Consider the following 17,669-nt stretch of genomic DNA (forward strand, 5'->3'; position numbering starts at 1 on the left):
TCTTGGTTCGCAGTTCGCGGTAAGTTCAAAAGAAACGCTAGTCGCGTCCGAAAAGGCGGCGGAAAAAGCCGCCGATGCCTTTTTTCGGCTGCTGCGGAGGCGGTACGGGGCGTGCGACGCCGATTTCTTCCACCGGTTTCTCAATCACTTCCTCCTCCACGATGGAAGCCTTCGGCACATCCTTCATGGCCAGGAGCATCGGATCGTCCGCCGGGGCTTTTTCAAAGATGTTTGTGAAGACTTCGCGCACGATGGGCGCGGCTTTTTTGCCACCGCTCACATCCTCGCCCGGCTCGCCTTCATAAACGACGGCGAAGGCGAACATCGGCTTCCCGGCGGGCAGGAAACCGGTGAACCACGCAAGATTCTGATCCTTGGCCACCTTCCACTGCGCGGTGCCGGTCTTGCCGGCGATCTCGGCGTGCTTGATCCCGGCCGCGTGGCCGGTGCCGCCGCTGCCGTTCACCACGGCGACCATGCCATTGATCACCGTCTGGCGGTGGTCGGGGTTCAGGTCGATGCGCTTGCGATCCTTTGGCTCGTAGGCCATGACCACGCGGTCCGCCATGTCCTGGATTTGCAGCACGAGACGCGGCTGCGGAATGCGCACGCCATCGCCAAGTCCCGCCATGCACTGGCAGACCTGGAGCGGCGTGGCCAGCACACGTCCCTGGCCGATGGCCATGTTCGCCAAGTCGCCGGACTGCATCTTGCTGCCGAGGTTTTGCAGCGTCCAGGCATCCGTCTGCACGAAACCCGTCCCCTCGGCCTTCAGAGGAATTCCGGTGCGCTCGCCAAACCCGAGACGCATGGCCATGTTGGAGATGAAAGGCGCGCCGGATTCCAGCGCCGCGCGGTAGAACCAGGTGTTGCAGGAACGCTTGATGGCGGTGACGACCGTCATGCTGCCCTCCCCTTCCTTGTTCCAGTTGTGGAAGACGCGGTTGCCGATCTCCATCGCCGTGTCGCAGTCATAGTAAGTCTTGGCGTCCACCTTGCCGCTGTCGAGAGCCCCGAGCGCCGTCACGATCTTGAACGTGGAGGCCGGCGGATATTCCCCGCGGAAGGAACGCGGGAAAAGTGGCAGATGCGGATCCTTCATCAGTTCTTCATACCGTTTCGCCCGGATGCCGGGAACGAACTCGTTCAGGTCAAACCCCGGATTCGAGGCCATCGCGAGAATGTCGCCGTTCGTCACGTCCATGATCACCATCGCGCCGCCGGTGGTGTGCTTCTTGAGCGCGTTCTCGGCGTATTTTTGGAAGTTGTAGTCGATGGAAAGCACGACATTGCGACCCGGGCTTGGCGTCCGCCGCACATCCTCGGCAAGACGTTTGCCGTCCGGGCTGAAGAGCACGTTCACGATGCCCGGCTGGCCTTTGAGATCGCTGTCGAAGGCAGCTTCGATGCCTTCACGGCCCTCCATCTCCTCGAAAACCGGGTCGCCATCCACTATGGGGCCCGTGGGCAGCGGACGTGTCTTGCCAGTGTAGCCGATGATGTGGCAGGCCGTGCCGCCCTGCGGGTAATGGCGCATGTAGGCCGGCTGGATGACCACGCTCCTGCCGAGCAGCGGGCCGAGTTTTTCCTCCATGTCGGGCGTGATCTCCACGTTCAGCCCCTCCTCCACAGAAAACACCAGCGGCAACCAGCGACGGTGCTTGTAGTGCAGGAGCACCTTCTCATCGCTCAAGGACCACGATTTGCCCAGCACCCGGTTCACATTGTCGATGGTGGACCTCGCAAACGAGGTGATCTGCGCCTCGCTGGCCCCTTCCATGTAGGGCATCACCAGCGCCAGGTAGTTCGCCGCGCGGTTTTGCGCAAAGGGCACGCCATGGCGGTCCACGATCTGGCCGCGCGGGGCAGGCACGCTGAGCGTCAGCGCCCGGGCTTCCTTCTGCGTCTGCCAGGACGCCTTCAAATCCTGTTTCACCGGCTCGGCGGGCTTCGCCTCCGTCTTTGGCTCGTCCACCACGGGCTGGGCCTTCAAAACCACCTGGGCCTGGGTCGTGAGCGGCAAAGCGGTGGCGTGGAGACACAACACCGCCCGGCACAGGCGCGACTTCAACAGTGAAAACGGCAAAAGCATGGAGGGCTGGGAAAAATCCGCCGCGCATCCAACAGAAGCGCGGCAACGCCGCGAACATGCGGCCCAGCGTGCGTGGCGTCAAGGCGCAGGTCCGAAGCAGATTCGTCTAAAATGGCAAAAAGACATTGCCAGGCCGCCCGTGCTTTGCTGGAATCGCGCCGCTTTCCCGCTAACCCAACCATCTTCCTCCCGAGTCATGAGCCAAACCACTTCCGGCAAAGCCGACATGAAACTTTTTTGGGCCTGTTTCATCGCCCTGGTCGCCACATCTTTCATCTTTGGCGTGCGAGCCAACACGATCGGAGAGTTGCAGGACAGCTTCAATCTCTCCGAACAGCAGAAGGGCAGCATCAACGGCGCGGGCATGTGGCCCTTCGCCATCTCGATCATCTTCTTCAGCCTTGTGATCGACTACATTGGCTACAAAACGGTCGCCTTCTTCGCCATCGCCTGCCATACGGTTTCGCTGGCTCTCACACTGCGGGCTTCGGGCTACCAGGATTTCTACTGGAGCACGCTCCTCGTCGCCGTGGCGAACGGCACTGTGGAATCCTTCATCAACCCGGTGGTGGCGACCGTTTTCAACAAGGAGAAAGCCAAGTGGCTGAACATCCTGCACGCCGGCTGGCCAGCGGGGCTGGCGCTCGGGGCTCTGTTTTGCGGCCTGCTGCCGGACACAAAGCTGTTCTTCGGGGCCGTATGGCAGTTCCGCTTTGCGTTGTGCTTCATCCCGGTCGTGATCTATGCGCTGCTCATTCTTCCGCGCAGTTTCCCGGTCAATGAACGCGTCGCGGCAGGTGTCAGCTACCGGGACATGCTCAAGGAGGTCGGCGGCGTCGGCTTCTTCATCATCACGGCCCTGACCGCTCCCGCGCTGGCGCAGATGATGAACCAGGAGGCCTCCTGGACGACGATCTTCATCATCGCGACCGTCGTCGCCGTGCTGGCGGGCATTTACACCCGTTCGGCGGGCAACTGGCTCTTTCTCGTCGTCCTCATCACGATCGGACCGCTCGCCACCACGGAGCTCGGCACCGACGGCTGGATGCCGGAACTGCTCAAGCTCAGCGGGCCGGACTTTCCGAACTTCGCCACCTGGATCTTTGTTTATGTGTCCGTCATCATGACGGTGCTGCGCTTTTACGCCGGCCCGATCGTTCACAAGTTTTCCCCCATCGGCCTGCTCGTCATCAGCGCGGCCATCGCCATCATCGGACTTCTGTTTCTATCGAACGCCACAGGCTGGGCCATTCTGGCCGCGGCGACGGTCTATGCCTTTGGGAAGACCTTCCTCTGGTCCACCACGCTGGGCCTGACCTCCGAACAGTTCCCCAAAGGCGGTGCGCTGACCCTCAACGGCGTTTCCGCCGTCGGCGTGCTCTTTCTCGGCGTGCTGGGCAGCCCTTACATCGGCTTCAAACAGGATGGCGATCTCGAAAAACGCCTCAACAACCCCGAGCACGCTGCTTTGTATGCCGTCGTGAAAGGCGAACCGAAACCAAGCATGTTCGGCCCCAGCCCGACGCTTGATCAAAGCAAGATCAAGGCCCTGCCGGAAGCCCAGGCGAAGGAGCTCGAAGGCGTTCAGGCCGCCAGCAAGCGCAGCGTCTTCACCACCATCGCCATCCTTCCGAGCTTCATGTTGCTGTGCTACCTCGGCATCTTTGCCTACTTCCGTGGCAAAGGCGGTTACAAGCCGGTGGATCTCGCCGCCTCTCACTAATGAGATGATTTTTTCCTTGTTGTCTGGAGGACAGACACCTAAAACACGCGCTTTCCCGTCAACCAAACACATCCAACCACACTCCACTCCCCTCTATGAGCGAAAACAATCGAATGAGACTTCTCTGGGCCGGCTTCATGGCCATCCTCGCGGCCGGTGTCGGCTTCGCCATCCGTGGCGGCATCTTTGACAACTGGGCCAAGGAATTCGGCTTCACCGGCGCCCAGCTTGGTGCCATCGGCGGCATGGGCTTCAACGGCTTCTGCTTCGGCATCATCCTCGGCGGGGTCATTGTGGACAAGATCGGCTACGGCAAGCTCGTCGTGCTGGCCTTCCTGCTGCACGTCGTCTCCGCGCTGGTCACCTTCACCGCCAGCGGTGGCAATGCCTACATGGTGCTGTCCCTTGGCATGTTCATCTTCGCCTTCGCGAACGGCACCCTCGAAGCCGTTGCGAACCCGCTCGTCGCGACGCTCTTCCCGGAAAACCGCACGCATTACCTCAACATCCTGCACGCCTCCTGGCCTGCCGGCATGGTGGTCGGCGTCGTGCTCGGCTGGTTCCTTGATGACAAGATGGAGATCAACTGGCGCATCCAGCTCGCCCTCTATCTGATCCCGACCGTGATTTACGGCCTCATGTTCATGGGGCAGAAGTTCCCGCAGTCCGAGGCCGCCGCGAAGGGCGTCAGCTTTGGCAACATGCTCAAGGACGTGGGCATCCTAGGCGGTGCCGTGGCCTGCTATCTCCTCTCTCTCTTCTCCGAAGGCTTCTTCAAGGACGTGATCGGCCTCGATGCAGCTCTTGCCAAGAACCTTGGCTACGCGGTCGGCGGTGTCCTCCTGATCGGGGTGGGCCTGATCACGAAGTTCTCCCTCGGCTCCATCGTCCTGTTTGTTCTCTTTGTGACCCATGCCCTCGTCGGCGCCGTCGAACTCGGCACGGACGGCTGGATTCAGAACATCACCGGCAACCTCTTCACGCCTGAGCAGGGCAAGGCGCTCTTCCTCTGGACCTCCGCCATCATGTTCGGCCTGCGTTTCTGCGCTCACTGGATCGAAAAAACGCTCAAGCTCTCCCCCGTGGGCCTGCTTTTCCTCTGCGCGGCGCTCGCCGCGGGCGGCCTTACCATGGCCTCCGGCATGAACAGCTTCACCACCGCCCTCGTCGCTCTCGGCATCTATGCCTTCGGCAAGACCTTCTTCTGGCCCACCATGCTTGCGGTCGCCTCCGACCGCTTCCCCCGCACGGGTGCTGTCGCCATCTCCATCATGGGCGGCATTGGCATGCTCTCCGCCGGCATCATCGGCGGCCCGGGACTTGGCTACATGAAGGACCGTTTCGCTGGCGAAGACCTCAAGTCGAAAAATCCAGCCCTTTTCGAAACCTACAAGGCCGCCGCCCCCAGCAAGTTCCTCAACCTTGAATCCACCGCCGCTTATGGTCTCGACGGCAAAAAACTCTCCGAAGCCAAAGAAGCCAAGGAAAAGACCCCTGATCAGCAGCTTGTCGTGGCCGCCGACCAGCAGGGCGACCGCAAGACTCTGAAATTCGATGCTTACATCCCCGCCACCATGGCAGCGATCTACCTGCTCCTGCTGCTCTACTTCAAGAGCATCGGCGGTTACAAGCCGCTGACCATCGACGAGCAGAAGTAAGCCAAATTACGAACACTCCCCACGCGGCGTCCCCTCACCGGGACGCCGTTTTCATTTCCCTCCTTGCGCATCGCCCCTCATTCGTCATTCGTCATTCGTCATTCGTCATTCGTCATTCGTCATTCGTCATTCGTCATTCGTCATTCGTCATTCGTCATTCGTCATTCAGTCTTCTTCATTCCTCCCCACCATGCCCACCTACGTTTACGAAACCCTCCCCCAGTTTGAAGGCGAACAGCCGAAGCGCTTCGAAATCCGCCAGAGCATGAAGGACGCCGCGCTCACGCAGCATCCTGACAGCGGTCAGCCGATCCGCCGTGTGCCGATTGGCGGCACGGGTCTGATGGGCGGAGGCAGTCCTGCGCCGAAATCAGGCGGTGGCTCCTGCGGCAGCGGTTGTGGGTGTCATTGAGGAGCGCAGATGGGTAATTGGAGCATTTCAATCATCCAATACTCCATCACTCCCCCGCCCCGAGAGGCTTCAGCGTGTCCTCGCCGAGGATTCCGTAAATCTCCTGCGTGGTGCTTTGCACCCGGGTCGTGAGCCATTTGTCGAGTGCCGCTGAGAGGCGCGCCTTCACATCGGGATAAGCGTGCTTCACATCACGCTCGCAGTGCGGATCATCCCGCAGGTCGAAGAGCCTCTCGATGGAGTGCTTCACTCCTGGCGTGCGGACATACTTGAAACGCTCCGTCCGCACGCAGTGCTCCTTCGTCTTCAGCACGGCGTCCTGGAACTTGTCCTTGAGCACGAAATGAAAGTCGAAGTCCGGGTCGATGAAGGTGGTCTCATCCATCGGCGGGATGAACAGCGGCTCCTCGCCGGGAATTTTACGCCGGAAAAAGAGGTAACTGGTCTCCCCGAAGAAGGCGAGATCGAGTTTCTCCTTCTCACCGCGGATGACAGGCGCGAGACTCGTGCCCTCGAAACGCGGCTCCCCAGGCGCGCCGACGAGATCGAGCAGTGTGGGCGCGAAATCAATCGTGCGCGCCAGCCCGGAGTGCCGCTGCGGCTTGTCGAGGCCCGGAATGTGAAAAATCGCAGGCACATGATTCGCCTGGTCGCCGCCGTTGAATGTCGTGCCGTGGCCAAAAGTGCAGTTTGGCTCGAAAAGATCATCACCGTGGTCGCCGGTGATCAGAATGATCGTGTCGTCCATCAGTCCCTGCTTTTCCAACGCCGCCACCACACGGCCCACGGAGTCGTCAAACATGCGCACGCAGCCGTCATACAGCGCGGTGATCTGCTCCACCTCTTTTTGCGGCAGCCTGCTCCACTTCTCGTTGATGTCCGTCTCGCCGATGAACTGGTCCACGTTCAGCGCCAGCTCGTGCTTGTGCGGACCGTCGTACTTCGGGTCCATCCACAGCTTGGCGTAATGCGTGGGCGTCTTGTAGGGCAGATGCGTGCAGGAGTAGTAGCCGAAGAGCAGAAAGGGCTTTCCGTCCTCTGCCCGCTGCTTCAGCCGGTCGATCACCTGGTCGGTCACGACCTCCGGCGTCATGTAACTCGCAAAAGACTTCAGCTTCGGAAAAAGCATGTGCCCGACGTGATTATCGAAAAAGAGCGGCAGGATCTGGTGATGCAAAAACACCGCCTCACTCATGTAAACGCGGAAGTTGTCGAAATCGGAGACGATGATGTCCTTGAAGCCCATCGGCAGTTCATTGAACCCGCAGGCGCACCAATCGCCGATCACCGCCGTGTCATAACCCTGCTGCAGCAGCACAGCCCCCAGCGACGGCGCCTCACGGTTCGCACGGTTCACCATCTCCCGGTTCGGAAACATGTGCCGCACGCCGTGCGTGTGCGGATACTGCGACGAAAACATCGATGTCAGCGACTCCAGCGTGGAGGCGATCGGTGTCAGACAGCGGTCGAAATTCACACCATTGGCAGCGATGCGGTCGATGTTCGGCGAAGTCGGCCGGTGATAACCGTTGCAGGAGAGATGGTCCGCCCGCAGCGAATCCGAACCGAGGATCACGATGTTTTTCGGCCGTTTGCGGCCTCCGGCCAGTTCCATCACATCCGGTGCGCGGTTCACACCATATCCGCTCACCACAAGCAGCCCCAACATGCCCGCCACCGCAGCGAAACTGAACAACAGCGGTCGCGCCGCCCGCGCAAACCACAAACGCAGCTCGAAAAGATAAAAACCAGCCGCCACACCAAGCGCCAGCAGCGGAAAGACCTGCGAGACCAACGCATGAAGCACATCCTGAGCCCAGACACCGCAAAGGGTGCCTACCGCGTCATACCAGCCCAGCAGGTAGCTGTAATCACCGAAGTACGGCTTCTCCAGCATCAGCCGGAAGATGAAAAATCCGTAAAGCAGCCCTGCCAGCAGCAGTGAGCGCCAAATCGTCCCGAATCGGCCGAAGAACTGAAATCGCGACCAAAGGCGGATCAGTGGATAGATCACCACCACATACCCCGCCGCCACCAGCAGATAGCCCTTGAGCACCACCACATTGCTCCAGACCAGATACCACCAATGATGCTGGATCGCGACTTCGCTGAAGCGGTTGTTAAATCCATGCTTGGTGGAGGCAAAACTCAAAATCGCTCCCAGATACCACGCCACCAGCGTCCCCAGCACCGTCAGCGCGACGGTGATCAGCATCTGGCGTCGTGACATGGGCGAGGCGGGCATGAGCAGCAGGATGCTCACTACAACACTTCAGGCACAAGCTCAATCCCTCTTCTACAACCTTACCGTTTCAATCCGGCAGCGAATTCGGTGCCGGCAGCTTGCCAGGAACGATGTCCACACGCGCTCCGGGCCTCACCCATCGGCATAGGTTAATGATGTCCGCCGATCCCATCCGCACGCAGCCGTAGGACGCAGGCGTCTTCAGCTTTGATTCTTCAGGCGTGCCATGAATATAAATCAACCGCTCATACGTGCGTGCATTGCGCCGCTCCATGCCTTGCAGCCGCAGAACCCGTGTCACGATGGGATCACGCCCCGGTGCGTCCATCGGCACAATCTCGCCCGTCGGTATCCGTGCCTTCAGTTTCGCACCTGCGGGCAGCCCCTGACCGATGATGTCCACGATCTGAAGCTGCCCCAGCGGCGTTTTGTAAGTGCCCGGTTTGTCACCTGTCCCGAAGCGTGACGTGCTCACGCGATACATCCGCTTCGGCTGGTCATGGTCAAAGGTCACCATCATCTGCTCCGCAACGCTCACCACCAGGCGCTGGTGCGTCGGGACCTGGGCCCGGCGAATCTCCACCACCGGCGACGTCCGATGACCGCAGGCAACGAGGCACGTGGCGAGCCACGGCAGGGCCAGGCGGAAAAGCAGCACGACGGGCGCGTTCATGCGGGCCATCATACCGTGTTCGTCAAATCGGCAAGTTTTCGCGGCCGGGCGCCATTTTCCTCAATTCGGCCTCAAGGTCACCGCGCTCGAGTCCCGCACCCGCCAGCCGCGCGGCGAACGCGTCATCAGTTCAAACTGCAGCGCCCAGTCCCGCATGCTGTTCACCGCGTGGCCATAAGGCTGGAAATCCCGGGTGTTGATGAAAGTGAGCTTGTCCTCCTCGTTGTCCGCAAACTGAAAATAGGCGCGCCCTGACCTTGAGACGAGCACCTTGCCCTCGATGGCGATGTTTCCTTTCGTGAAAAACCTCCCGAACGCCGCGAAAGGCGTGACCACAAACTTCAGGACCGTCATTGCCGCGTTGCCCTTCGGACTCGTCGGCTGAAGTTCGATGAGCGCCAATTGCAGCGTCAGCGTGTCCCTGCCCGGCTTGTCCGCCAGCCGGTAATACGGGCTGGGCGAGCGGCGGAATGCGGCGACAAACTCCTCCCTCAAACGCCGGGCCACATCCACCTCCTGCCGCCGCACACCCCAGGCCATTTCCTGTCCGGCCAGCGCCTTCTTCACCGGACGCAAGTAGGCCAGCGTGACCGGTGCGATGAAGAGCTTTCGCATCTTCATGCCATCGGCCAGCACCTGCCGGTCCGGCGTGGTCCACACTTTTTGAAAAGGCAGATGCTCGCCGCCATTCTGCGCCAACCATGGCCGCTCGAAAAAGGGCGATGGCTCCACCAGCCCCGCCTTGAGGATACGGTTCGTCGAACCGCACGACGGGAACATGGTCGTCAGCAGCAATACGATGAAAAAATGCGGGAAACGCATGGCTCGATGCGTGATGACAAAGGCACGGACCGTCTGATTTCAATTTTCATTTTCTCATTTCAGCCTTTTCATCCCTCCACATGCTCGCCGCCGTCCACCTCGTCATTCCGTGCTACCAGGAGAGTGGACGAATCGCCCCCTTCCTCGCTGAATTGTGCAAGGTAACGCATGAACTCGGCGGCGTGACCATCCGCGTCGTCGAGGACGGCTCGGACGCCGCCGAAGTCGCCCGCATGCGCGAAATCCTCGCCCCCTTCTGCCGACAGCATGCCCATCTGCTCGATCCACTTTTTCTCCCGGCCAATCTGGGCAAAGGCGGAGCCGTCTATGCGGGCTGGAACGTCGAAAAGAACGCCGATTGGCTGGGCTTCGTCGATGCCGACGGCTCCTGCTCCGCCGCCGAGGTGGCGAGGCTGATCCGCCTCGCCCGCGAACAACCTGTTCCAACCACCGCCCTCTTCGCCTCCCGCATGCGACAGTTTAGCAGCAGGGTCCGTCGCCAGTGGAAACGTCGTGTGATCGGCCACATCTTCGGCTCGCTCGTCTCCGCGCTGCTGCGCATCCGTATCCACGACAGCCAGTGCGGTCTCAAGCTCATCCCCCGCAGCGCCTACGAGCGCATCGCCCCTTCCCTGCGCATCCATGGCTTCGCCTTCGATGTCGAACTCCTCGCTGCCTTGCATGACACCGGAGTGCCATTTCACGAGGTGCCCATCGAATGGTTCGAAACCCCCGGCGGCCACGTCCATCTCATCCGCGACTCATGGCGGATGGCCAGGGACGTGTGGCGCATTCGTCAAAACCGCAACCGCTCCCGGAAGTAGTCTGCGCTACTTCCCCAGCACCTGCTTCAGCACCTCGATGCAGCGCTCGTTTTGCGGCATGGTGCCGATGGAGATGCGGACCCACTCGGGGAGCTTGTAGGCGGCCATGGCGCGGACGATGACGCCCTTGTCCATCATCGCTTTGAAGACGGCGTTGCCGTCGCCGACTTTGACGAGCACGAAGTTCGCGTAGCTCGGAATGTATTCGAGGCCCAGCTCGCCAAACTGCTTCTGCAAGTAGTCGCGGCCTTCGTCGGTGATGCGCTTGGTCTTGTCCTGGTGTTCCTCGTCGAGCAAACCGGCCAAAGCACCCGCCTGGGCGATGGAATTGAGGTTGAAAGGCTGCCGCGTGCGCTGGAGCACGTCGATGAGTTCCTTGTTCGCAATGCCATAACCAACACGAGTGCCGGCGAGGCCTTGGATCTTCGAAAAGGTGCGCAGGATGACGACGTTGCGGCCTTCGCGGACGTATTTAACGGTGTCCGGCGGATTGTCGAGGAACTCATAATAAGCCTCGTCAAACACCACTACGACGTGATCCGGCACTTTTGCCATAAATCGGTCGATCTGCTCCTGCGTGACAAGCGTGCCTGTCGGATTATTCGGATTGGCGATGAAGACCTCCTTCGTCTGCGGCGTGATCGCGGCGGCCATGGCATCAAGGTCGTGCACGTAGCCGGGGTCTGGCACCTCAATGGTATCAGCGCCAAAAACCTTCGCCATGAGCTTGTACACGAGGAAGGCGTGCTCGGCGGTGATGATGTTGTCACCCGGCTTCAGGAAGGCGTGGCCGATGAATTCGATGACTTCATTGGAGCCGCAGCCCATGATGAAGTTGCCCATTTCGAGGCCAAACTTCTCCGCCAGCGCGTTGCGCAGCTTCCAGGACGCGCCGTCTGGATAGATGTGAACCTCCTCCACGGCCTTTTTCATGGCCTCGACGGCCTTGGGAGAGGGGCCGAGCGGATTCTCGTTCGAGGCCAGTTTGATGATGTCCTCCGGCCTCAAGCCGCGCTCGCGGGCGACGTCCTCGATGGGTTTTCCGGGTTCGTAGGCGACGAGGTCTTTGAGCTGCGGGTTGGCGTAGTTCCAGATGGACATGATGGGAGGCTTGGGATTCTTTTCTTGGACTGGGATGGCGCGGATGGCAAGCGCGTGTGAAAGCGAATACTGCCGGCGTTTTAGCCGCATGACGTACGAACGGCTGGTCAAGCGCCTGGCGGTGTTGTTCGCCCTGTTTTGGGCGGCGCTGGCGTTGCGGCCCTGGCATTTTCAGGACTGGGTGCTGGAAAACGTGCTCGTGCTCCTAGCGCTGCCCATTTTCATCGCAAGCTACCGGTGCCGTTTGTTTTCACGCCTGTCGTGGCTGCTGATTTTCTTATTCATGTGCCTGCACGAGATCGGCGCGCACTACACCTACTCGGAGGTTCCCTATGACGATTGGTGGCGGCATCTGACCGGCCGTTCCTTCAACGAAACTTTCGGCTGGCGGCGCAATCACTTCGACCGGGCGGTGCATTTCCTCTACGGTCTGATGCTGGCGTATCCATTTCGTGAAATCTTCCTGCGCATCGCCAATGCGCGCGGTTTCTGGGGCTACTTTCTGCCGCTGGACATCACGATGTCCTCGTCATTGCTCTACGAACTCATCGAGTGGCTTGCCGCCGAGTTGCTTGGTAGCGACCTCGGACAGGCCTATCTCGGCACACAAGGCGACATCTGGGATGCGCATAAGGACATGGCGCTCGCCACCTGCGGCGCGGCACTTGCCATGCTCGTGACCGCCTTGGTGAACTGGCGCTGCCAGCGTGATTTTGCGCGTGAATGGTCGGAAAGCTGGCGTGTGAAGGCCGCAGGCGATACGTTCACTAAAGAACCTGAACCATGACCATGCCCGCCGCCCTGCCCGAAGCCCCGGAATTGCTCCAATCTCTCGCCACCGCGCTGGGACTCGGCCTGCTCGTCGGTTTGCAGCGTGAATGGGTGCAAAGCCACGTCGCAGGCATCCGCACCTTCGCACTTCTTTCGCTGTTCGGCGCTCTTTGTGGCGTGCTTGGCATCGTGTTCGGAGGCTGGATCATCGCGGCGGCGCTCATTGCTCTCGCGAGCATCGTCATCCTCGGAAACCTGGCCGAATTGAAGAGCAAGCAGCCGGATTCCGGTCTCACCACCGAGATGGCGATGCTCGTCATGTTCGCCACCGGCATCATCACCGTGCTGGGGCATCGTCTCATAGCCGTGGTGATCGCCGGGACGGTCATGGTGATGCTGCAAAGCAAAAAACCGCTGCACAATATGGTCCGCCGCATCGGCGAGGATGATCTGCGCGAGATCGCACGCTTGGTGCTGGCGGGGCTCGTCATCCTGCCGGTGCTGCCGAATCGCGACATGGGTTATCTCGGCGTGCTGAATCCTTTTTCCATCTGGCTCATGGTCGTGCTGATCATCGGCATCAGCCTGGCCGCCTATCTGGCGCAAAAGTTTCTCGGCGGCGCCCGCGGTTCGGTGCTCGCCGGCATTTTCGGCGGGCTCATCTCCAGCACGGCCACCACGGCCAGCATCGCCCGCCGCAGTCACGATCGCGGCGCCTCCGCCGCCTGCCTCGCCGCCATTGCGCTGATCGCCTCGGCCATTGTCTTCGTGCGCGTGATCGTCGAGGTCGTGATCGCAGCGCCCGCCCACCTTCGCCAGATGCTGCCGCCCTTGCTGTCCCTGATGATCTGGTTTGGCCTCGTCGCCGCCATCGCCCATCGGCTTTCGTTGAAAAAAGGCAGTCACAGCATGGAGGAGGAGGCTCCTCCCTCCGAGTTGAAGAGCGCCGTGCTCTTCGGTCTCCTCTACGCCGTCGTACTTCTGGTGGTCGCGGCCGCGCGGCAGCACTTTGGCACCTCCGGCATGTATGTCGCCGCCGCCATCTCCGGCCTCACCGACATGGACGCCATCACGCTTTCCACGTCGCATTTGGTGAGCACCGGTCATCTGGAAAGCTCGACGGCGTGGCGCATGATCCTGCTCGGCGGGATGGCCAACATCGTCTTCAAGGCGGCCTTGGTGACCATCCTCGGCGTGCGTTCGTTCATCAAGCCCATGCTCGCAGGCTTCGCGGCCGCCCTGGCAGGCGGCGGCGCGATCATGTTGCTGTGGCCATGACAGCCTCGGAACTCGTTCACGACGTGGCAGTTGATCCGCCTTTTCCGAACCGTGCCCGCCCAAGGAATGCCGAGTCTTTGACAATGACGTGCCGTTGGGTGCGTTCATGGTGAGGCATGCCAGCCAGCTTCAAGGATTACTACACCACACTCGGCGTCGCACGAGACGCGACTCCTGACGACATCAAGAAGGCCTTTCGCAAACTCGCCCGCCAATACCATCCGGACACGGCAAAGGACAAAAAGACCGCGGAGGAGAAGTTTAAAGAGATCAACGAGGCCAACGAGGTGCTCGGCGATCCTGAAAAGCGGGCCAAATACGACCGTCTCGGCGCGAACTGGCAGCAGGAAGCCGCGCCACCGCCCGGAGCCGGTTCCGATCAGGAGTTCCATTTTGGCGGCACGGGCTTCAGCGACTTCTTCGAGCAGTATTTCGGTGGCGGAGCGCGCTACGGCTTCGGTGAGGAGTTCGTGCCGAAAACACCGCGCAAAGGCCGTGCGAGCCGCGGTCACGACATCGAGGGCGACATCCTCGTCACGCTCGACGAAGCGATGCACGGCACCATGCGGCCCATTTCAATGCAAACGGTCAACCGTCAGACCGGCGCTGTGGAGACGCACGAGTTTCAGGTGCGCATCCCGCCCGGCGCCACCGATGGCCGCCGCATCCGCGTGCCCGGACAGGGCGAGCCGGGGCGGAATGGCGGCGAGGCAGGCGATTTGTATCTGCGTGTGCGCCACGCCTCGCATCCCGACTTCACCACACGCGGTGCGGAGGTCCATCACACGCTTGATGTGGCCCCGTGGGAGGCCATTCTCGGCGCGGAGGTCATCGTGCCGACACTCGATGGCTCCATCAAGCTGCGCATCCCCGCCGGCACGGGCGACGGCCAGCAGCTCCGCGTGCGCGGCAAAGGCCTGCCGACCGACAAGAGCGGCGGGCGCGGCGATTTCTTTGTCACCATCAATGTCGTGCTGCCGGACCGTGTCAGCGATGCCGAGCGTGAGCTGTGGGAAAAGCTCCGCGCCACCTCCACCTTCAACCCGCGTGCCTGAACCATGAGTGAAACCTACACCCTCGAATTGCTCGCGCAGATGACCGGCCTCTCCGCGCAGACGCTTGTGAGCTATCAGGAACACGGCATCATCGAGTCAAATTTCGATGACGATACCGTGCGCCGCCTGCGCCGCATCGAGCACCTGCGCGAGAGCTGCGAAATGAACCTCGAAGGCCTCCGCCTCATGGCCCGCCTGCTCGATGAGGTGGAGTTCCTCCGCGACGAACTTCGCCGGCGGCGCTGAGCCGCATGATTCTGCGCAGGATCGGGCTCCTCCACACACACCTCATGAACGAACCCATCCACGTCATCGGCCACAAGAACCCGGACACCGACTCGGTGTGCTCGGCCATCGGCTACGCATTCCTCCGCAACGCGCTGGGAGACACCGAGGTGCGCCCGGCCCGCGCCGGCAGCCTGAACCCTGAGACGCGTCATGTGTTGGAGCGCTTTTCACTGCCGGAACCGGACCTCCTCACCAACGCCACGGACCGGCGGCTGATCCTCGTGGACCACAACGAGATCGCGCAAGCACTCGACGACATCCGTCACGGCACCGTGCTGGAGGTGTGGGAGCATCACCGCATCGGCGACCTGCAAATCCCGAGCCCGATCACCTTCCATTGCGAGCCGGTCGGCGCCACAGCCACACTCATCGCCGAGCAGTTCTTCCTGCACGACATCGAGCCGCCGCCGGCCATCGCCGGGGCGCTGCTTGCGGCCATTTTATCCGACACGCTCGTGCTGGCCTCGCCCACGACTTCGAACAAAGACCGCCGCATGGCGCCGCGACTCGCCGCGTTCGCAAGCGTGGACGTCGCCGAGTTTGGCGCGGAGTTGATGGCCGCGCGCGGCGACATCGCGTCCCGCTCGGCGCGAGACTTGGTCGAGTCGGACTTCAAAGCCTTCACTTTCTCCGGGAACCGCGTCGGCATCGCCCAGGTCGAGGTGCCTGACACGCGTCACCTCGTGGCGCGGCATGAGGAGCTGCTGGCGGTCATGGAGCAGATCCGCGCCGCGCAAAATCTTCGCCTTGTCATCCTGCTCGGCACGGACATCGCCCGCAAAGGCAGCCACCTCTGGGCGGTCGGCGACCGGCGCGATGTCGTCGAGCATGCGTTTCAATGCCAGCTCAGCGCTGAGGGCGCTTTTCTCGAAGGCTGCATGTCACGAAAGAAGCAGATCGTCCCGGTGTTGGAGGCGGCCTTCGCCGCGATGGCATGAAAATCAGAGGCCCGCTTTTTTCTTTCCTGTCATCGGCACAAAGCGCACCGGCAGGATGGAGCGGCGCTCAATTTTCCCGCCGCGTTTTTCGAGAAGATAAAGTTCCTGCACCTGGTTCTCAGGACCGACCGGGATGACCATGCGCCCTCCTTCGCGCAATTGATCGGCAAGCGCAGGTGGGACGGCATCGGGCGCGCAAGTAACCATGATGGCGTCAAAGGGCGCGGCCTCTGGCCAGCCAAGCCAGCCATTGCCTGCGCGGATATGGACGTTTTTACAACCCAGCTCTTCGAGGGTTTTCGCGGCGCGTTCCGCCAGGGGTTGCACGATTTCGATGCTATAAACATCCGCCACCAAACGGGACAACACTGCCGCCTGATAACCGGAGCCTGTGCCAATCTCCAACACGCGGTCCGTGGGCTGCGGTTTCAGCTCCTGCGTCATGAAGGCGACCAGCGAAGGTTGCGAGATCGTCTGGTCATGCCCGATGGGCAGCGGGCGGTCGTCATACGCATGCTCCTGAAGATCCTCCGGCACAAAACGATGACGCGGTATCGCCAGCATGGCATTCAGGACCCGATTGTCAGTGATGCGAACATCAGCAGCACGTGAGAAGGATTCCACAAGGTCACGGCGCTGCTGCATGTGCTCATCCATGGTGGATCGAGACATTTCTACTCCGGGCCCACAACTGACAAACATAAGCGTGAGTATCAGGATCGCACCAAAGGCTCGATGCTGCGGGCGCATGGCGGCGGGCGCATTCAACCGCGCTTCTTGCGTGGCTGGCCGGAGCGCTCGAGCGGACGCTGTGACTGACGGGAGCCCATGACGCGGTGCGTGGTCTTGCGGATCTCTCCGCGACCCGGACTGCCGTGCGTGCCACGGGCACCGGGCTCCTCGGTCGTATGAATGGCCTCCGTCACGGGCTTCTTCGGTGTTTTCAAAATGGCGGTCACACCGGTGGTGGAACCCTTTTTCTTTTTAGCGGTCGAGACAGAGCTGGGTTTGGATTTCATGAGCCATTAATAACGCAATTAGACCCCACGTTGCTCACCACTGGTTGTCCTCCGCGGTGCTGGATTTGCGCCCCCGACAGGCCGCCCAAGCACTCCACAACCAGACATACATCACCGCGAACCCAAGCCGCTGCCATAAACCGCGGTGCAAGTCCCAGTGATCACCCATCAGAAACAGGCACGACATGAGGGCGGCCGCCCCGAGCGTCCACCACCCCAAAGCACGCCGTGACGCGTCCAGCACGCAGCCGGCCGCGAGCGCGCACATCGCTGCGATGCCAAAGCCAACCACGAGCCGTATGGCGCGGTAATGCACATCAGAGTAGGCGTCCGCCATGCCGTTCTCGTAAGGTGTGTGTGACGTTTGCGAGGTGAACCACCACGTCGGGGTCCACCATTCATGCGCGGGAGGCGGCGGTTGCTCCACACGGCGCATCGGAGCATAGGCCACGAAGAAATTACCCATCGCGGTCGCCGCCAGCAGCAGGCAGCCGACGACCACAGGCAGCCTCGCGCCAAAAGCCCCCATGATCTTGACGGCCAGCAGAAACAGCAGCAGCGCGAAGGCAAAGCTCGAAACGATCAGCCACGGCCAGTGGGGCGCTTTTTTCATGTATTCGGTGATGTAGCTGTCCGTGAGGCTCAGTCCGCTCCCGCCCGCGTCGCAGTGGCCGTAGATCAACGCCCCGAGGGCGACGAGCAGGCAGGTGACGATGCCCGCGTCGATCAGTCGCGATGTGAACGAGCGGTCATTCATGGGACCATGTTGG

Annotated in this window: 17 protein-coding genes; 9 read left to right on the plus strand and 8 right to left on the minus strand. The window is 61.3% G+C overall.

Going from position 1 to position 17,669, the window contains the following annotated elements:
• Nucleotides 1–37: 37 nt before the first annotated feature.
• The gene (locus ACILSE_RS13880) at nucleotides 38–2,092 is read right to left on the minus strand and encodes a penicillin-binding transpeptidase domain-containing protein (RefSeq protein WP_395718003.1); all 2,055 of its coding nucleotides are present in this window, start codon (nucleotides 2,090–2,092) and stop codon (nucleotides 38–40) included.
• A gap of 196 nt (nucleotides 2,093–2,288) precedes the next feature.
• Between ACILSE_RS13880 and ACILSE_RS13885 the strand changes: the two genes are divergently transcribed.
• From ACILSE_RS13885 to ACILSE_RS13895, 3 genes are all read left to right on the plus strand, one after another.
• Nucleotides 2,289–3,815 (plus strand): MFS transporter, encoded by a 1,527-nt coding sequence (locus ACILSE_RS13885; protein ID WP_395718004.1) that lies wholly within the window; start codon nucleotides 2,289–2,291, stop codon nucleotides 3,813–3,815.
• Nucleotides 3,816–3,928: 113 nt separating this feature from the next.
• Nucleotides 3,929–5,473 carry an MFS transporter gene (locus ACILSE_RS13890; RefSeq protein ID WP_395718005.1) on the plus strand — a complete coding sequence of 515 codons (1,545 nt, stop codon included), beginning with the start codon at nucleotides 3,929–3,931 and terminating at the stop codon, nucleotides 5,471–5,473.
• A gap of 190 nt (nucleotides 5,474–5,663) precedes the next feature.
• Complete coding sequence (locus tag ACILSE_RS13895; RefSeq protein WP_395718006.1) at nucleotides 5,664–5,885, plus strand: zinc ribbon domain-containing protein; 222 nt, start codon at nucleotides 5,664–5,666, stop codon at nucleotides 5,883–5,885.
• A gap of 46 nt (nucleotides 5,886–5,931) precedes the next feature.
• Here ACILSE_RS13895 and ACILSE_RS13900 read toward each other — a convergent pair whose 3' ends face one another.
• From ACILSE_RS13900 to ACILSE_RS13910, 3 genes are all read right to left on the minus strand, one after another.
• Entirely contained in the window at nucleotides 5,932–8,130 is a 2,199-nt protein-coding gene (locus ACILSE_RS13900) for a sulfatase-like hydrolase/transferase (RefSeq protein WP_395718007.1), read from the minus strand.
• A 67-nt stretch (nucleotides 8,131–8,197) separates the two neighbouring features.
• Nucleotides 8,198–8,803 (minus strand): L,D-transpeptidase, encoded by a 606-nt coding sequence (locus tag ACILSE_RS13905; protein WP_395718008.1) that lies wholly within the window; start codon nucleotides 8,801–8,803, stop codon nucleotides 8,198–8,200.
• Nucleotides 8,804–8,863: 60 nt separating this feature from the next.
• A complete protein-coding gene (locus tag ACILSE_RS13910; RefSeq protein WP_395718009.1) occupies nucleotides 8,864–9,625 on the minus strand; it encodes a DUF3313 family protein in 762 nt (253 codons plus the stop codon).
• Between the two features lie 80 nt (nucleotides 9,626–9,705).
• Between ACILSE_RS13910 and ACILSE_RS13915 the strand changes: the two genes are divergently transcribed.
• Nucleotides 9,706–10,449 (plus strand): glycosyltransferase, encoded by a 744-nt coding sequence (locus ACILSE_RS13915; protein WP_395718010.1) that lies wholly within the window; start codon nucleotides 9,706–9,708, stop codon nucleotides 10,447–10,449.
• 6 nt (nucleotides 10,450–10,455) lie between these two features.
• Here the strand turns inward: ACILSE_RS13915 and hisC are convergent, their stop codons facing one another.
• Entirely contained in the window at nucleotides 10,456–11,550 is a 1,095-nt protein-coding gene (hisC, locus tag ACILSE_RS13920) for a histidinol-phosphate transaminase (RefSeq protein WP_395718011.1), read from the minus strand.
• An 88-nt stretch (nucleotides 11,551–11,638) separates the two neighbouring features.
• On the opposite strand from hisC, the gene ACILSE_RS13925 reads away from it, so the two are divergent.
• From ACILSE_RS13925 to ACILSE_RS13945, 5 genes are all read left to right on the plus strand, one after another.
• Complete coding sequence (locus tag ACILSE_RS13925) at nucleotides 11,639–12,337, plus strand: DUF2238 domain-containing protein (protein WP_395718096.1); 699 nt, start codon at nucleotides 11,639–11,641, stop codon at nucleotides 12,335–12,337.
• Complete coding sequence (locus ACILSE_RS13930) at nucleotides 12,334–13,599, plus strand: MgtC/SapB family protein (RefSeq protein ID WP_395718012.1); 1,266 nt, start codon at nucleotides 12,334–12,336, stop codon at nucleotides 13,597–13,599. The genes ACILSE_RS13925 and ACILSE_RS13930 overlap by 4 nt, the downstream gene beginning before the upstream one ends.
• Before the next feature lie 116 nt (nucleotides 13,600–13,715).
• Nucleotides 13,716–14,654, plus strand: coding sequence for a DnaJ C-terminal domain-containing protein (locus ACILSE_RS13935; RefSeq protein WP_395718013.1), 939 nt, complete (start codon nucleotides 13,716–13,718; stop codon nucleotides 14,652–14,654).
• A 3-nt stretch (nucleotides 14,655–14,657) separates the two neighbouring features.
• Nucleotides 14,658–14,900 carry a chaperone modulator CbpM gene (locus ACILSE_RS13940; RefSeq protein WP_395718014.1) on the plus strand — a complete coding sequence of 81 codons (243 nt, stop codon included), beginning with the start codon at nucleotides 14,658–14,660 and terminating at the stop codon, nucleotides 14,898–14,900.
• A 44-nt stretch (nucleotides 14,901–14,944) separates the two neighbouring features.
• Nucleotides 14,945–15,880 (plus strand): manganese-dependent inorganic pyrophosphatase, encoded by a 936-nt coding sequence (locus ACILSE_RS13945; protein WP_395718015.1) that lies wholly within the window; start codon nucleotides 14,945–14,947, stop codon nucleotides 15,878–15,880.
• A 3-nt stretch (nucleotides 15,881–15,883) separates the two neighbouring features.
• Here the strand turns inward: ACILSE_RS13945 and ACILSE_RS13950 are convergent, their stop codons facing one another.
• Genes ACILSE_RS13950 through ACILSE_RS13960 form a run of 3 tightly spaced genes read right to left on the minus strand, consistent with a single transcriptional unit; the run spans nucleotide 15,884 to nucleotide 17,656 of the window.
• Nucleotides 15,884–16,630 carry a protein-L-isoaspartate(D-aspartate) O-methyltransferase gene (locus ACILSE_RS13950; protein ID WP_395718016.1) on the minus strand — a complete coding sequence of 249 codons (747 nt, stop codon included), beginning with the start codon at nucleotides 16,628–16,630 and terminating at the stop codon, nucleotides 15,884–15,886.
• A gap of 14 nt (nucleotides 16,631–16,644) precedes the next feature.
• Nucleotides 16,645–16,899, minus strand: a complete 255-nt coding sequence (locus ACILSE_RS13955; RefSeq protein ID WP_395718017.1) for a hypothetical protein — start codon at nucleotides 16,897–16,899, stop codon at nucleotides 16,645–16,647.
• A gap of 34 nt (nucleotides 16,900–16,933) precedes the next feature.
• Nucleotides 16,934–17,656, minus strand: coding sequence for a hypothetical protein (locus ACILSE_RS13960; protein WP_395718018.1), 723 nt, complete (start codon nucleotides 17,654–17,656; stop codon nucleotides 16,934–16,936).
• Between the last annotated feature and the right edge of the window lie 13 nt (nucleotides 17,657–17,669).

Origin of the sequence: Prosthecobacter sp. (assembly GCF_044236155.1) — a bacterium.
GTDB lineage: Bacteria > Verrucomicrobiota > Verrucomicrobiia > Verrucomicrobiales > Verrucomicrobiaceae > Prosthecobacter.

What these genes read in the sequence shown, in the direction of transcription:
- ACILSE_RS13880 (WP_395718003.1), bottom strand. Translation starts at nt 2,092, where the DNA reads ATGCTTTTGCCGTTTTCACTGTTGAAGTCGCGCCTGTGCCGGGCGGTG.
- ACILSE_RS13885 (WP_395718004.1), top strand. Translation starts at nt 2,289, where the DNA reads ATGAGCCAAACCACTTCCGGCAAAGCCGACATGAAACTTTTTTGGGCC.
- ACILSE_RS13890 (WP_395718005.1), top strand. Translation starts at nt 3,929, where the DNA reads ATGAGACTTCTCTGGGCCGGCTTCATGGCCATCCTCGCGGCCGGTGTC.
- ACILSE_RS13895 (WP_395718006.1), top strand. Translation starts at nt 5,664, where the DNA reads ATGCCCACCTACGTTTACGAAACCCTCCCCCAGTTTGAAGGCGAACAG.
- ACILSE_RS13900 (WP_395718007.1), bottom strand. Translation starts at nt 8,130, where the DNA reads ATGCCCGCCTCGCCCATGTCACGACGCCAGATGCTGATCACCGTCGCG.
- ACILSE_RS13905 (WP_395718008.1), bottom strand. Translation starts at nt 8,803, where the DNA reads ATGAACGCGCCCGTCGTGCTGCTTTTCCGCCTGGCCCTGCCGTGGCTC.
- ACILSE_RS13910 (WP_395718009.1), bottom strand. Translation starts at nt 9,625, where the DNA reads ATGCGTTTCCCGCATTTTTTCATCGTATTGCTGCTGACGACCATGTTC.
- ACILSE_RS13915 (WP_395718010.1), top strand. Translation starts at nt 9,706, where the DNA reads ATGCTCGCCGCCGTCCACCTCGTCATTCCGTGCTACCAGGAGAGTGGA.
- hisC (WP_395718011.1), bottom strand. Translation starts at nt 11,550, where the DNA reads ATGTCCATCTGGAACTACGCCAACCCGCAGCTCAAAGACCTCGTCGCC.
- ACILSE_RS13925 (WP_395718096.1), top strand. Translation starts at nt 11,639, where the DNA reads ATGACGTACGAACGGCTGGTCAAGCGCCTGGCGGTGTTGTTCGCCCTG.
- ACILSE_RS13930 (WP_395718012.1), top strand. Translation starts at nt 12,334, where the DNA reads ATGACCATGCCCGCCGCCCTGCCCGAAGCCCCGGAATTGCTCCAATCT.
- ACILSE_RS13935 (WP_395718013.1), top strand. Translation starts at nt 13,716, where the DNA reads ATGCCAGCCAGCTTCAAGGATTACTACACCACACTCGGCGTCGCACGA.
- ACILSE_RS13940 (WP_395718014.1), top strand. Translation starts at nt 14,658, where the DNA reads ATGAGTGAAACCTACACCCTCGAATTGCTCGCGCAGATGACCGGCCTC.
- ACILSE_RS13945 (WP_395718015.1), top strand. Translation starts at nt 14,945, where the DNA reads ATGAACGAACCCATCCACGTCATCGGCCACAAGAACCCGGACACCGAC.
- ACILSE_RS13950 (WP_395718016.1), bottom strand. Translation starts at nt 16,630, where the DNA reads ATGCGCCCGCAGCATCGAGCCTTTGGTGCGATCCTGATACTCACGCTT.
- ACILSE_RS13955 (WP_395718017.1), bottom strand. Translation starts at nt 16,899, where the DNA reads ATGAAATCCAAACCCAGCTCTGTCTCGACCGCTAAAAAGAAAAAGGGT.
- ACILSE_RS13960 (WP_395718018.1), bottom strand. Translation starts at nt 17,656, where the DNA reads ATGAATGACCGCTCGTTCACATCGCGACTGATCGACGCGGGCATCGTC.